This window comes from Polaromonas sp., assembly GCF_041689105.1.
Classification (GTDB): domain Bacteria; phylum Pseudomonadota; class Gammaproteobacteria; order Burkholderiales; family Burkholderiaceae_C; genus Polaromonas.
Genome location: NZ_JBDNGU010000126.1, coordinates 1 through 14,222, shown reverse-complemented (window position 1 = coordinate 14,222; position 14,222 = coordinate 1). Strand labels below are relative to the sequence as shown.

General features: G+C 63.8%; 12 protein-coding genes. 3 read left to right on the top strand and 9 right to left on the bottom strand.

Translation table 11 applies throughout. The features are described from left to right. The 4 genes from ACESMT_RS13780 to ACESMT_RS13765 all read right to left on the bottom strand — a co-directional run. On the bottom strand, nucleotides 1–1,493 hold a 1,493-nt coding region (locus ACESMT_RS13780), incomplete at its 3' end, for a sigma-54 interaction domain-containing protein (RefSeq protein WP_372827169.1). A gap of 136 nt (nucleotides 1,494–1,629) precedes the next feature. Further along, a complete protein-coding gene (locus ACESMT_RS13775) occupies nucleotides 1,630–3,132 on the bottom strand; it encodes a tripartite tricarboxylate transporter permease (protein WP_372827168.1) in 1,503 nt (500 codons plus the stop codon). A 109-nt stretch (nucleotides 3,133–3,241) separates the two neighbouring features. After that, nucleotides 3,242–3,763 (bottom strand): tripartite tricarboxylate transporter TctB family protein, encoded by a 522-nt coding sequence (locus tag ACESMT_RS13770; RefSeq protein ID WP_372827167.1) that lies wholly within the window; start codon nucleotides 3,761–3,763, stop codon nucleotides 3,242–3,244. A 154-nt stretch (nucleotides 3,764–3,917) separates the two neighbouring features. Beyond that, nucleotides 3,918–4,877: a Bug family tripartite tricarboxylate transporter substrate binding protein gene (locus ACESMT_RS13765; RefSeq protein WP_372827166.1), complete on the bottom strand. Its 960-nt coding sequence runs from the start codon at nucleotides 4,875–4,877 to the stop codon at nucleotides 3,918–3,920. A 98-nt stretch (nucleotides 4,878–4,975) separates the two neighbouring features. Between ACESMT_RS13765 and ACESMT_RS13760 the strand changes: the two genes are divergently transcribed. The 3 genes from ACESMT_RS13760 (at nucleotide 4,976) to ACESMT_RS13750 (ending at nucleotide 7,719) form a co-directional block, all read left to right on the top strand. Next, nucleotides 4,976–5,671, top strand: a complete 696-nt coding sequence (locus ACESMT_RS13760; RefSeq protein WP_372827165.1) for a response regulator — start codon at nucleotides 4,976–4,978, stop codon at nucleotides 5,669–5,671. A gap of 200 nt (nucleotides 5,672–5,871) precedes the next feature. Next, nucleotides 5,872–7,269 carry a sensor histidine kinase gene (locus tag ACESMT_RS13755; RefSeq protein ID WP_372827170.1) on the top strand — a complete coding sequence of 466 codons (1,398 nt, stop codon included), beginning with the start codon at nucleotides 5,872–5,874 and terminating at the stop codon, nucleotides 7,267–7,269. Nucleotides 7,270–7,311: 42 nt separating this feature from the next. Next, entirely contained in the window at nucleotides 7,312–7,719 is a 408-nt protein-coding gene (locus tag ACESMT_RS13750) for an RNA-binding S4 domain-containing protein (protein WP_372827164.1), read from the top strand. Nucleotides 7,720–7,798: 79 nt separating this feature from the next. Here ACESMT_RS13750 and ACESMT_RS13745 read toward each other — a convergent pair whose 3' ends face one another. From ACESMT_RS13745 to ACESMT_RS13725, 5 genes are all read right to left on the bottom strand, one after another. Continuing rightward, entirely contained in the window at nucleotides 7,799–10,408 is a 2,610-nt protein-coding gene (locus ACESMT_RS13745) for a TRAP transporter permease (RefSeq protein WP_372827163.1), read from the bottom strand. Nucleotides 10,409–10,487: 79 nt separating this feature from the next. Continuing rightward, the gene (locus ACESMT_RS13740; protein WP_372827162.1) at nucleotides 10,488–11,465 is read right to left on the bottom strand and encodes a TAXI family TRAP transporter solute-binding subunit; all 978 of its coding nucleotides are present in this window, start codon (nucleotides 11,463–11,465) and stop codon (nucleotides 10,488–10,490) included. Nucleotides 11,466–11,505: 40 nt separating this feature from the next. Further along, on the bottom strand, nucleotides 11,506–12,846 hold the full coding sequence (locus ACESMT_RS13735) for an aspartate aminotransferase family protein (protein ID WP_372827161.1): 1,341 nt from the start codon (nucleotides 12,844–12,846) through the stop codon (nucleotides 11,506–11,508). 5 nt (nucleotides 12,847–12,851) lie between these two features. After that, the gene (locus tag ACESMT_RS13730; RefSeq protein WP_372827160.1) at nucleotides 12,852–13,757 is read right to left on the bottom strand and encodes a MurR/RpiR family transcriptional regulator; all 906 of its coding nucleotides are present in this window, start codon (nucleotides 13,755–13,757) and stop codon (nucleotides 12,852–12,854) included. A gap of 95 nt (nucleotides 13,758–13,852) precedes the next feature. Next, a partial coding sequence (locus ACESMT_RS13725; protein ID WP_372827159.1) for a hypothetical protein occupies nucleotides 13,853–14,222 on the bottom strand: 370 nt, incomplete at its 5' end.

The following is a 14,222-nucleotide window of genomic DNA, read 5'->3' as shown; positions in this document are numbered from 1 at the left end:
TGATCAGGGTTATCCAGACGTTCATACAACTTGGCGCGAGAGATTCCCAGCAGCCGCGAGGCCGCCAGCTTGTTGCCACCCGTGGCCGCCAGGGCGGCGGCAATCGCGCGCTTTTCGACCTGCGCGACCTGTTCTGCGAGCGGGCGCAGGGGGTCTGAAGCCGACAGGTCGCCCCCTTCAAGCACCGCCGGCTCGGGAGCAATACGTTCAATGCCGGCTTCTTTCAGGACTTCCTCAAACTGGGCGCGGCCAATGTTGGCCGAATCGCTGCGCATGGCCGCCTGCTCCAGCACGTTACGCAACTCGCGGATGTTGCCGCGCCAGGTTTGCGCCGACAGCAGGGCCAGCGCGTCGGCCGACAGCTCGGGCTGGCGGTCACCGCTGCGCAGCGCCATCTCCTCGCCCAGCACCTCCAGCAGGGCCGGGATATCGGAGCGGCGCTCGCGCAGCGGCGGCACCCGCACTGGCAGCACGTTGAGCCGGTAAAAAAGGTCTTCGCGGAATTTGCCTTCACGCACCAGCACCGCCAGGTCGCGCGACGTCGCTGCGATCAATCGCGCATCAAACGGAATCAGCTTGTTGGAGCCCAGCGGCTCGATCTCGCCTTCCTGCAACGCGCGCAGCAACTTGGCCTGCAGCGCCTGCGGCATATCGCCAATCTCGTCGAGAAACAGCGTGCCGCCGTCGGCCAGCTTGAATTTGCCATCGCGCCCCTTGCGGTCGGCGCCGGTGTAGGCGCCGGGCGCCACGCCGAAAAATTCGGCTTCCAGCAAGGTGTCGGGCACGGCAGCGATGTTGACGCTGATAAACGGCCCGCGTGCCCGGCTCGAGGTGGCATGGATCGCATGGGCCAGCAGTTCCTTGCCGGTGCCGGTCTCGCCCAGCAGCAGCACCGGGCTGGAGGTCTGCGCGGCCCGGCGCGCCTGGCGCTTGACCTCGACGGCCGCCGGGCTGGTGCCCACAAAACTGGCAAAGGTGTATTTGGACTGACGCTGGCCACCCGTGTGCTGCAGCCGCTGGCTGGCCAGCTCGCGACGCGCGTCGTCGAGGTCGCGATGCAGCAGCGCAAACTTGCTGATCAGGGGCTGCAGCGTGGTTTCGGGGTGATCAAACAGCACGATGCCGATGGCGCCTATCACCTCGCCGCCGCCTTCGTCGCGCAGCGGGATGCGGCTGACCACAAAGGTGCCGGCCCGGTTGGTCAGCAGGTCGATCAGGAAAGCCTCGCCGGTTGCCAGCACCCGCCGCATCTGCGTGTTCGGGATGACCTCCTCGACCATGTGACCCACAAACTGGTCCACCGACGAAAAACCCAGCGCTGGCAGGAAACGCTTGTAGCCCTCGTTCAGCCAGACAATGCGGCCGGTGCGGTCCACCAGGAACATGCCCTGACTGATGCTGGAAAACAGGTGGAACATGGACCGCGCCGCCAGAGCCAGGATGCTCTGGGCATCGCGCGGCAGGCCATGCGGTGGAGTGTCGGTGGTTTCCATGCGCAGATGGTAGCGCGACAGTGATGCCCTGCCCCGGACCCGCCAGGCATCGGCGTTTTCATTGCTCTCTTTTTGATAGCTTTTTGCGCCTGTCGCTTCTGGGCTGAGGCACTGTTTCCCCCGCGGACTTCCAGTCTCAGACCACCAGGCGGCGGGCAGCCCAGCGTCTCGCCAGGCGCGGCAGGATGAGCACCGCCAGCACGACCACGATCAGGATCACCGATACCGGGCGCTGCAGGAACACCATCGCGCTGCCCTCGCCGATGGACATGGCGTTGCGCAACTGCGCTTCGGCCAGCGGGCCCAGGATCATGCCGACCACCACGGGCGCGGTCGGAAAGTCAAAGCGCCGCATCACTACCCCGAGCACGCCGATGCCGTAGAGCAGGAACAAATCAAACGCGCTTTGCCGCATGCCGTAAACGCCGACGGTCGCAAAAATCAGGATGCCGGCGTAGAGGTAGGGCTTGGGAATCTTCAGCAGCTTGACCCACAGGCCCACCATCGGCAGGTTGAGCACCAGCAGCATCACATTGCCAATATAGAGCGAAGCGATCAGCGCCCAGACCAAAGCGGACGAGGAGGTAAACAGCTGCGGGCCGGGCTGGATACCGTAGTTCTGGAAAGCACCCAACAAAATCGCTGTGGTGTTGGAGGTCGGAATGCCCAGCGTCAGCAGGGGAATCATCGCCATCGTGACGGTGGCGTTGTTGGCGGCCTCCGGGCCGGCCACGCCCTCGATGGCGCCCACGGTGCCGAACTCATCCTTGTTGTCACCCTTGGCGAGCTTCTTCTCGGCGGCGTAACTCAGGAAGGTCGGGATCTCGGTGCCGCCCGCAGGAATGCAACCGAACGGTGCGCCAATGGCCGTGGCCCGCAGCCAGGCCGGCCAGGAGCGGCGCCAGTCCCTGGCCGTCATGTGCACCTTGCTCAGCTTGTTCTGGGTCTCGACCACCCGGCCCTCGTACAACACGGCGTACATCGCTTCGGCCACGGCAAACAGGCCCACCGCCACCAGCACAATTTCGACGCCGTCCAGCAACTCGGGCACGCCGCCGGTGTAACGCGCCTGGCCGGAAATCTGGTCCAGTCCGACCAGGCCCGCCGCCAGTCCGAGAAACAGCGCCGTCATGCCCCGCACCGTGCTTTTTCCCAGCACTGCACTGACGGTGGTGAAGGCCAGCACCATCAGCATGAAATATTCAGGCGGGCCGAGCTTGACCGCGAGCTCCGCGACGATGGGCGCAAACAGCGTGACCAGCACCGTGCAGATCGTGCCGGCCACAAACGAGCCGACCGCCGCTGTGGCCAGCGCCGCACCGGCGCGTCCACTCTTGGCCATCTTGTTGCCCTCCATGGCCGTGACCATGCTTGCCGTTTCGCCCGGCGTGTTGAGCAGGATGGAGGTGGTGGAGCCGCCGTACATCGCGCCGTAATAAATGCCGGCGAAAAAAATCATCGATGCTGTGGCTTCCACCTTGGCGGTGATGGGCAACAGCATGGCCACGGCGACAGCGGGCCCGATACCGGGCAATACACCGATGGCGGTGCCCAGCGCGCAGCCGACAAAACACCAGAGCAGATTGACAGGGGTGGCCGCAGTCGCAAAGCCCTGCATCAGTTGGTTAAGGATGTCCATAGAACCTAGATCCTGGAAGTGTCAGTTGCGGTGCGGGTGGAAAAATCAGGGGAGGTGGCATGCATGCACGGCCTTTAGAACTGCGAGCGGTCAGCTGACATTTCCAGGTTCAGAGCCAGCCCGATGAAGTGAGTCCCGGCAGATTGATCGCCAGGAATTTGGTGAACATCCAGAACACCGGGGCGGAAATCGCCAGCCCGATCGCCGCGTCCTTGAGCCAGGCGACCGGGCGCCGGTCGGCCTTGCCCTCGGCCCCGCGCAGCCCCTGCACCGCAAGCACAAAACACAGGGTGCAACTCAAAATGAAACCGATGGTGGTGATCAGTGCGGCGTTGGACAACAAGCCGGCCGAGACCCAGGCAAAACCCGCCCAGTTGCCGTGCATGGCGCCCACCGGCGCATCGAGGGCGCGGAACCCGCCGGTGCGTGACTCCCAGACCATGAAGCCGCCGCACACCAGCAGGGCGACAGCCACCAGCCAGGGCAAGAAATTGGGACCCACGCCGCCGTACCCGGCCGCCGAGGGGATGCTGACAGCCCCCGCAGCCAGCCCGAGGGCCAGCAGCACCACGCCGCAGCCTACCAGGGTCTGCAACTTCAATGGCGTGCCGGAGAGGGAATGTTGTGTCATTTGTTTTGCCTCCTTGAATGCCGGGCCTGTGTCCCGGTCGACCTGACTGTCATCCCGGACTCGATCCGGGATCCATACCGCCAGCACCGCTGGCGCGGGCAGGCGGACATGGATTGCGGGTCAGGCCCGCAATGACAATTCCTGTAGGCAGGCCTTAAACCATGCCCGACTTGACCATGGTGGCACGCAGGCTGGCCATGTCGTCATCGACAAACTTGTCGAAAGCGGCACCTGTCAGCACAGCAGGTGTCCATTTGTTTTTCTCCAGCGCCTCGGTCCAGCTTTTGGACTTGACAGCCTTGAGAATCATGTCGGTCAGGGCCTGGCGCTCGGGGGCCGAGATGCCGGGCGCGCCGTAAACGCCGCGCCAGTTGCCGATCACCACATTGATGCCCTGCTCCTTGAGCGTCGGCACGTTGACACCCTTGAGGCGTGCGTCGGACGTGACGGCCAGCGCCGTCATTTTCCCGGTGGCGATGTACTCCGAGAACTCGCTGTAGCCGCTGCCGCCGATGGTGACATTGCCGCCCAGGATGGCGGCCGTGGCTTCACCGCCGCCGCGGAAGGCCACGTAGTTGATCTTGGACGGGTCCACACCGACCTCACGTGCAATCATGGCCGCTGCAATGTGCTCGGTAGAGCCGCGCGAACCGCCGCCCCATTTGACGCTGCCGGGGTCTTTCTTGAGCTGGGCCACGACGTCGGCCATGGTCTTGAACGGCGAGTTGGCGGGCAGCACAAACACGTTGTACTCGCTGGTCAGGCGGGCGATGGGCGTGACCTGCGACAGGCTGACCGGCGGCTTGCCGGTGATCAGGCCGCCCAGCATCACTGCGCCCATCACCATCAGCGCGTTGGGGTCCCCCTTGCTGCCGTTGATAAACTGGGCCAGGCCCAAGGCACCGGCGGCGCCGCCCTTGTTGTCATAGGTGACGCTGGATGCCGCGCCCGAATCCTGCAGGGCCTTGCCGAGGGCGCGGCCCGTGGTGTCCCAGCCACCACCGGGGTTGGCCGGAATCATCATCTTCACATTGGCGGCAGCCAGGGCCGACAGGGGAAAGGCCCCGCTGGCGGCCAGCGCGGCCAGAGATTTCAAAAAGGTGTCGCGACGCATGAATGTCTCCTGTAGTGGTTGTAACGCCATCGATGATGCGCTTCCTGTCTGTCAAACGGCTGTCCGGAAACCCTAGGGAAAGTGCTAATGTCCTGCCCATGCTGTCCACCATGAAGTTGCTGTTGATCGAGGACGACCCCTCCATGCAGGCCGCGCTGCAGCGCGCCTTGAGCCGGCGCGGCATGGAGGTGCTCGCTTGCACCGATGGTCGCAAGGCGCTGGCGCAATGGACAGCCGCCGAGCCCGATGTGGTGGTGCTGGACCTGAGCCTGCCCGGCCTCGACGGACTGCAGGTGCTGGAGCAGGCGCGTCGCCAGGGACTGACCACGCCGGTGCTGATCCTGACAGCGCGCGGCACGGTGGGTGACCGGATCATCGGCCTGAACACCGGCGCGGACGACTACCTGCCCAAACCGTTTGACCTCGACGAACTGGAAGCCCGGCTGCGCGCCCTGAGCCGCCGGCGCCCAACCTCCAGCACCGAACCGGGCGCCGGCGGACATACTGCGGGCGAACTTCGCTATGAAAAGGAGAGCGGCGCGATCTACCACCGGGACCAGGTCCTTGAGCTCACCCCGCGCGAACTGGCCCTGCTGCAGGCGCTGATCGTCAAGCCTGGCCAGGCCGTGTCCAAGGAAGGACTTTTTGAGCTCGTTTTTCCCGGCGAGACCGATGTGCAGTACGAAGCCGTGGAAGTGGTGGTGTACCGGCTGCGTAAAAAAATAGCGCGTACCGGCGTGACCCTGGTGACCCTGCGCGGCTTGGGTTATTTGCTGAAAGTGGATGCGCCATGAAAGGGGTTGACGCCGACGTGCGCAGCGCCGGGCCGCCCCAAGCAAGCACTGCCCCCTCGGGGGTCAGCGTATTACACGAAGTGAAAAGCGTGGGGGTCGAAGCCTTCAGCGCCGGGCCGCCCCAAGCAAGCACTGCCCCATCTTCCGGTGAAAGGGGCAGCGCAACGCCGGAGGCACACGAAGTGAAAAGCGTGGGGGTCATGTCCCTGCGCAAATACCTCCTGCTGGGCATCCTGCTGCCGGTCGGCCTGCTGATCACCATCAACACCGTCACCCTGTACCGCCAGACATTGGGCGCCGTCAACACGGCTTACGACCGTACCCTGCTGGCCTCAGCCAAGTCGATTGGCGAGCAGCTCGACGTCAGCGGTTACGACGAACAGTCCGAGCTGCGCGTGACGGTGCCCTACGCCGCGCTGGAAGCATTTGAGGCAGACAACCAGAGTCGGCTTTTTTACCGCGTGTCCAGCCTGAACGGCGAGATGGTATCTGGCTACGCGCAGCTGCCGTTCTGGCGCGGCCGCATTCCGCCGAAACCCCCCTACTCGGCGCTGGTTGACTTCTACGACGACGTCTATCTGGACGATGCAGTACGTGTTGCGGTCTTGCTGCAACCGGTGACCAGCTCCAGTGGGCGCGGCATGGCGGTCATCCAGGTGGCGGAAACGCTGGAGCTGCGCACCACCCTGGCACGGAAAATCCTGGTGGACACGTTGTGGCGCCAGGCCCTGTTGTTAGCCGTGATTGCGCTGGTGGCGGTGATCGTGGTGCAACGGGCCACGCGCCCGGTGCGCCGCCTCAGCGCCGAGTTGCAGGCCCGTCCCGAAGGCGACCTGACCGCGATTGCCGCGCCCGATGCACCGCGCGAGTTGCTGCCGCTGGTCGAAGCCACCAACGAGGTCATGGGCCGGCTGCAGCACCTGCTGGACAACCAGAAACGGTTTGTGCGCGACGCCGCGCACCAGCTGCGCACGCCGCTGGCGGTGCTCAAGGTACAGGTACAGTCAGCGCTGCGTGGCGACATGGAAGCCCAGGTCGCGCTCACCGAGATCAACCAGACGGTGGACCGCGCGGCACTGCTGGCCAACCAGATGCTGGCCCTGGCCAAGGTCGAGCAGTTGCGCGCACAGGCTGACCTGGGGCCGGTGGACATGGCCGCCATCGTGCGCGCGGTGGCGCTGGACCTGGCGCCGCTGATCGCCGACAAAGATCTGGACTTTGACATTGAAACCGCGCCCGCCAGCGTCACTGCGCATGAATGGATGCTGGGCGAGTTGTGCCGCAACCTGATGCACAACGCCATCAAACACTGTCCGGTGGGCGGCGCCCTGTCGGTACGGCTGCTGACCGACAGCAGCTACCTGGCGCTGACCATCAGCGACAGCGGCCCGGGCATCCCGGCAGAGCTTGCGCCCCGCCTGTACCAGCCGTTTTCGGCGGGCAATGTGCGCCATGGTTCGGGTCTGGGCCTGGCGATCTGCCGCGAAATCACCCAGGCGCTGGGCGGCAGCATCACCCTGGAAAACCGCGAAGACCATGGGCGTATTACCGGGCTGGACGCCACCGTGCGTCTGCCGCTGGTACACAATATCAGTTGATGAAAAAGCTGTTTGTTGATCGCTGGCTGGGGGAGCTGATGCATGCGCCTTGACAAGTGGCTGTGGGCCGCGCGGTTTTACAAAACCCGCTCCCTGGCCAGCGACGAGATCGGCAAGGGCCGGGTGCAGGTCAATGGCCAGGAAGCCAAGCCAGCGCGCGACATCAAGGCCGGCGATACGCTGCAGATGCGGCAAGGGCCGGTAACCCGAACCGTGGTGATCCGGGGCTTGAGCCAGCAGCGCGGTGCCGCGCCGGTGGCGCAACAGCTGTATGAAGAAAGCGTGGACAGCCTGCGCCTGCGCGAAGCCGCCGCCGAGCAGCGGCGGCTCAACAACGAACCGGCCGCCAGCATCGAGCACGGCCGCCCGACCAAACGCGACCGGCGCAGCATGGACAAGGCCCAGGACAGGAACTGGGGCGACCGCTGGAGCGCCTCGGTTGATCCCTGAAATGCTACGTTTTTGAGAGCTGGTTAGGCTCAACCGTCAAGGGCTCAAGCCATTTCTCACTACCGCCCTGCGGCAGATTTCAGCCCGGTCGGGGTTCGCCGGTAGCGGGCAGCGGCGTTTCACGCCGGCCCCGCGCCCGTTGCAGGGCCATGACCCCAAACAGCAGCGCCAGGGCGGGCAGGAACATCCACTCCTTGTCAGGCCGGTCGGCGGGAACTTCGATGGACGTGATGCGGAACCCCTGCTCAATGCCCAGCTTCTCGGCGGCCGAGCCAAACTTGACGGCCAGCACCTGCATCGTATCGCCCTGCGGCATGACCGTCAGGCCGGCTTTGGACAGCCGTTGCGCAGCCGGCGCCAGATCGCCGAGCGGCAGCAGGACGCCTTTGCGCACCTCCTTGCCGTCGAGATTGGTGCCCTCGATCCAGATGCGTTTGCGCGCACCGGCCTCGGCCTGGCCCACCAGCTCGATCAGCTGCACGGCGGGCACCTCCCGGTAGGGCGGGTAAACCATGTCCCACCAGTAACCGGGACGGAACAGCGTAAAAGTCACCAGCAGCAAGACTACAGACTCCCAGAGCCGCGAACGGACCAGGAAATACCCCTGGGTCGCTGCAGCAAACACCAGCATCGCGACGGTGGCACTGACGATGGTCAGGATGAGGTGCCAGACACTGTCGATGCCTATCATCAGCAACTGGGTGTTGAAGATGAAAAGAAACGGCAGGATGGCCGTGCGCATGCTGTAGAAAAAAGCCGTCACGCCGGTCTTGATCGGATCGCTGCGCGCAATTGCCGCCGCGGCGAACGAGGCCAGGCCCACCGGCGGCGTCACGTCCGCCATCAGGCCGAAATAAAAGACAAACAGATGCACCGCAATCAGTGGCACGAGCAGGCCGCTCTGCGCACCAAGCTCCACCACCACCGGCGCCATCAGGGTGGAGACCACGATGTAGTTGGCCGTGGTCGGCAGGCCCATGCCGAGGATCAGGCTGATGAAGGCCACCAGCAGCAGCATGATCATAAAGTTGCCGCCAGAAAGCAGCTCGACCAGCTCGGTCATCACCAGGCCGATGCCGGTGAGCGAGACCGTGCCCACAATAATGCCAGCCGCTGCCGTCGCCACGCCGATGCCTATCATGTTGCGCGCCCCGGCTTCCAGCCCGCTCATCAGGTCGGTGAGGCCCTGGCGCAGCGCGGCGCCGTACTGACCTTCCCCGCGCATGGCAACGGTCAACGGGCGCTGCGTCAGCATCACGAAAATCATGAACATGGTGGCCCAGAATGCCGACAGGGCTGGCGACAGCTGCTCGATCATCAGGCACCAGATCAGCACCACCACCGACAGCAGGTAATGCAAGCCGCTCTTGAGGGTCGGTCCGGTTTCAGGCAACTCGAAGACAGGGGCGTCGGGGTCGTCCAGCTCCAGCACCGGCTGACGCGAACCGAGCCAGAGCAGGCCAAAATAGGCGCCGAGCAGGCCGGTGCCTATCAGGTAAATCGCCGCGTCTGGCAAGGCGGTCTTGATCCAGCCCACGCCGTAATAGACCAGGCCCGAGAGAACGACAAAACCGGCTACCGTCATGGCGAACGCGCGAATGCGCTGCAGGGCGGTGGCATTGCCGCGTCGCGGCAGGCCCTGGAGATCGGCCTTCAGGGCTTCCAGGTGCACGATGTAAAACAGCGCGATGTAGGAAATGATGGCCGGCAGGAAGGCGTGTTTGATCACCTCGGTGTACGGGATGCCGACGTATTCCACCATCAGGAAGGCGGCCGCGCCCATCACCGGTGGCATCAACTGGCCGTTGACTGAGCTCGACACCTCCACGGCACCGGCCTGGTCGGGCCGGTAGCCAACCCGCTTCATCAGCGGAATCGTGAAGGTCCCGGTGGTCACAACGTTGGCGATGGACGAGCCCGAGATGATGCCTGTGGCGGCCGAAGACACCACGGCGGCCTTGGCCGGGCCGCCACGCATGTGCCCCAGCAAGGCAAACGCCGACTTGATGAAATAGTTGCCGGCCCCGGCCTTGTCCAGCAGCGAGCCGAACAGCACAAACAGGAAGATAAAGCCATTGGAGACACCCAGCGCAACGCCGAACACACCCTCGGTGGTCAGCCACTGGTGCGACGCCACCCGTTCCAGCGAGGCACCCTTGTGCGCGATCATGTCAGGCATGTAACGCCCGCCAAAGGTGTAGCCCAGAAACACCAGCGCCACAATCACCATGGGCAGGCCGAGTGCCCGGCGCGTGGCCTCCAGCAGCAGCACCATGCCGACCGCCGCAACCACCAGGTCCTGCGTGGTGGGCTGGCCGGGCCGCGTGGAGAGTTCGCGGTAGAAGATGAACAGATAGGCTGCGCAAAAAGCGCCGACCAGCGCAAACAGCCAGTCCCACGGCGGCACCCTGTCGCGCCCCGAGCGGTCAAACGCCGGGTAGACAAGAAACGCCAGAAACACCGCGAAGGCCAGATGAATGGAACGCGACTGGGTGTCGTTGAAGACCAGAAAACCGGTAGAAAACGGCAGCGGTGAGGCGATCCACAACTGGAACAGCGACCATGCCAAGGCGACGATGAGGATCAGCCGGGTCACCTTCGGACCGGGGTTGCGCCCCCCCGCATCGCTGTCGGCCACCAGTTGCTTGACATCCACGGCCTCAGGGGCCGCTGCTTTTTTCTTGAACATATTGACTCCAGTGGGCACGAATGTAAAAAAAGGGCTCCGTCAGTGGAGCCCTTCGTGCACGATCAGACCGGTAAAGGTCTTACATCCAGCCCTTTTCCTTGTAGTACTTCACGGCGCCAGGGTGCAGCGGCGCGGCCAGACCGTCCTTGATCATCCGCTTCGGGTCCAGATTGGCAAAAGCCGGGTGCAGCTTCTTGAACTCGTCAAAGTTTTCAAAGACCGCTTTCACCATCTCATACACCGTCGCGTCAGGCACCTTGGTCGACGATACAAAGGTGGCCAATACGCCGTAAGTGGGCGTCGGGCTCGGGTGTCCGGCATAAAGCCCGCCGGGAATGTCCACCTTGGCATAGTAGGGGTTGGTTGCCACCAGCTTGTCGATCGCGGGGCCGGTCAGCGGAACCAGTTTGGCACCGCAGGTGGTGATGGGGTCCTGGATGTTGGCCGAAGGATGGCCCACGCCGTAGAAGAAACCCTCGATCTTGTTATCACACAGGGCGGCACCATGTTCGTCCGCCTTGAGCTCGGCAGCCAGGCCAAAGCTGGCGGTGGTCCAGCCCATGACGCTGAGGAGCTCCTCCATGGAGGCACGTGTGCCCGAGCCCGGATTACCGATGTTGAAGCGTTTGCCCTTGAAGTCGTCGAACTTCGTGATGTTGGCTTCCTTGCGTGCCAGCACCGTGAACGGTTCGGGGTGCACGGAGAACACGGCGCGCAGTTCCTTGTAGGCGCCGTCCTTCTCAAAGACCTTGGTACCTTTGGTGGCGTGAAACTGCCAGTCCGACTGGGTCACCCCGAAATCGAGCTCGCCGGCACGCATGGTGTTGATGTTGAACACCGAACCGCCAGTGGACTCCACCGAGCAGCGAATGCCGTGTTTGGCGCGGTCCTTGTTCATGAGGCGGCAGATGGCGCCGCCAGCGGCGTAATACACGCCCGTGACACCACCGGTGCCGATGGTGACAAACTTCTGTTGGGCGACCACGGGCGCGCTGACAAGTGCGCCGGAGAGCGCTGCGGCAGCGGCTAGGGCTTTAAATACAAACGTTCTGGACATTGAAATACTCCTCGTTAAAAAAATAGACCGATCAGAAAGATCACAGGTCAGACAGCGCGGCCAGAATGGCGGCGTCAAGCCGCTCGACGATCAGTGCCAGCTCGGACTCGCTGGTGATGAAGGGCGGGGCCAGCAATACATGGTCACCATACCGCCCATCGACCGTACCGCCCATCGGGTAAACCATCAAGCCGCGCGCCATGGCCTCCTGCTTGATGCGTGCATGCACGTTACGTGCCGGATCGAACGGCTTTTTTGTCGCACGATCCTGCACCAGCTCGATCCCCCAGAAGAGGCCGCGCCCGCGGATGTCCCCGATGTGGGGATGTGTATCCCAGGTGGCGTGCATGAGCTTCTGCAAAAAATCCCCGCGTGTGCGCACCTGCGCCAGAAGCTGGTCGCGTTCGATCACCTGCTGCACCGCCAGGGCGGCTGCGCACGCAATGGCATGGCCCAGGTAGGTGTGCCCGTGGTGAAAAAAGCCCGAGCCAGCGCGCATGGCATCGACGATTTTCTTTTGCGCCAGCACCGCGCCTATTGGCTGGTAGCCACCGCCCAGGCCCTTGGCCACGGTCAGCAGGTCGGGCACTACGCCCTCCTGCTCGCAGGCATGCAGGGTGCCGGTGCGGCCCATGCCGCACATCACTTCATCGAGAATCAGGAGCACGCCGTAGCGGTCGCAGACCTCGCGCACCGCCTTGAAATAACCGGGCACCGGTGCCAGCACGCCAGCCGTGGCGCCGCCCACGGTTTCGGCGACAAAGGCAATCACGCTGTCAGCGCCTTTAGCAAGAATCGCGTCTTCGAGCTCCTGCGCCAGGCGCAGACCGTACTGCTCCGGCGTTTCGCCGACCTGCTGTTCGCGGTAGGGATAACAGGGCGACACATGCGTCGCCGGGATCAGGATGGGCGCGAACGGTTCGCGCCGCCAGAGGTTACCGCTTATGGCGAGCGCGCCCAGCGTGTTGCCGTGATAACTCTGCCTGCGTGCAATGAAGTGCGTGCGCTGCGGCTGGCCGGTTTCGACAAAATACTGGCGCGCCATCTTCAGCGCGGCCTCCACCGCTTCCGACCCACCGCTGACAAAATACACATGGCTCATGCCTTGCGGCGCGGTCGCAATCAGCTTGTCGGCCAGCGTCTCAGCCACTTCCGTCGTAAAAAAACTCGTATGCGCATAGGCCAGCTTGTCGATCTGCGCATGCATGGCAGCCACTACATCGGGGTGGCCATGCCCCAGGCAGGACACAGCCGCACCGCCGGACGCATCGATATAACTCTTCCCGCCGGCATCGGTCAGGTACACGCCCTGGCCGCTGACCGCCACCGGCGGCTTGCGCTGCAACTGGCGGTGAAAAACCTGGGTGAACGCTGCAACCATAAAGCCTATTTCCTTCGTGAAGAATTCAATGAACGGGCTGTCGCGACCTTGTCGCTGCTGTTGTCCCAGTAGGCGCCCTCGTTATCCAGGCGGTCCTGCCGCGCCTGCAGATGGGCCAGCACCTTGCGGCCACCGCGTACGGCAACGGCCGCAGCCAGCGCTTCGGTCAGCGCCAGCGCGCCGACCATGGAATGAAAATACGAGGGACTGTCGGTTCGAAACAGCAGGATGTGCGTGGCGGTGCAGGCAATCGGCGACAGCGCACTGTCGGTCAGCGCCAGCACGCCCGCGCCCTGCGCCTGCGCCTGCAGCGCGGCCTCCACCGTTTGCCGCGTGTACGACGCCGAGGAGGTGACCACCAGCAGATCGGGCGGCCCGATGTCGCCGACCTGGTCGCCCAGCGTGCCACCCAGTCCCTGCACCAGCACGCCGTTGGGCGCCAGCAGGCCGTAGGTATAGTGCAGGTGCAGCGCCAGACCGTGGCTGGCGCGCAGTCCGAGGAAATAAACCCGGCGTGCCTTCAGCATGGCATCGGCCGCCGCCTCCAGTTGTGCTGCCTGGTTCAGGCCACCGACCGACGCCGAATTGGCATGCTGCGCTTCGTTGAGCAGGGTCAGCCAGTCCTTGTCCTGCCTTGCGCTGGCCTGCAGCACTTCGGCGCGCCCAGCGTAACCGCCCTGAGTCGAAAAAGACTCCTGGCAAAGATGTTTGATCGCCTCAAAACCCTGGAAGCCCAGGGCCTGCGCCAGCCGCGTCAGACTCGCTGGCGCCAACCCGGCACGCCGCCCACACTCGCGCATAGAATGCAACGCCACCTCGCGCGGATGCGCCTCAACCCACCGCGCGGCGCGCAACAGCTCGGGACTCAGCCCCTCAAGCGGGAGTTTGCTGAAAAGGGAATGAGGTGACATGAAACATTCGTCTCTTCATTTGCAAAAATGTAGCACAAGTGTTTCATCAAGGACAGGGGAAGAACCACAGGGCGCATTTCAAGCCCCTGTGCAGCTCAGGCGCCAGAAACGCCGCCTTGCAAGCGCCGCAACGCGACGGTGCGCTCCACGTCTTCCCGCCACTGCTGAAACTCTTCAACAGAAGGCGCTGCACCCATGCCGTTTTGACAGGCATGGATTTTTGCCGTCAGGGCTTCGTAACGCCGCGCGCAGCTCAGTGCATCCTCGTGCTCGGCGGTTGCCGCAGCACGCAACTGGTTCAGGGCGTTGGATTTGGGCATGGCAACTATAGATAAGGCCCCATAAAGTCTGAACTTTCTTCGATTTTTCGTGTCGAAGCTTGATGGAAAAAGAAAGCGCAAGAAAGCAAACACTGGAGCAACTTCACGAGCGTCGCAAGCAAGTCGTGAGGTTGTACAAAAAAGG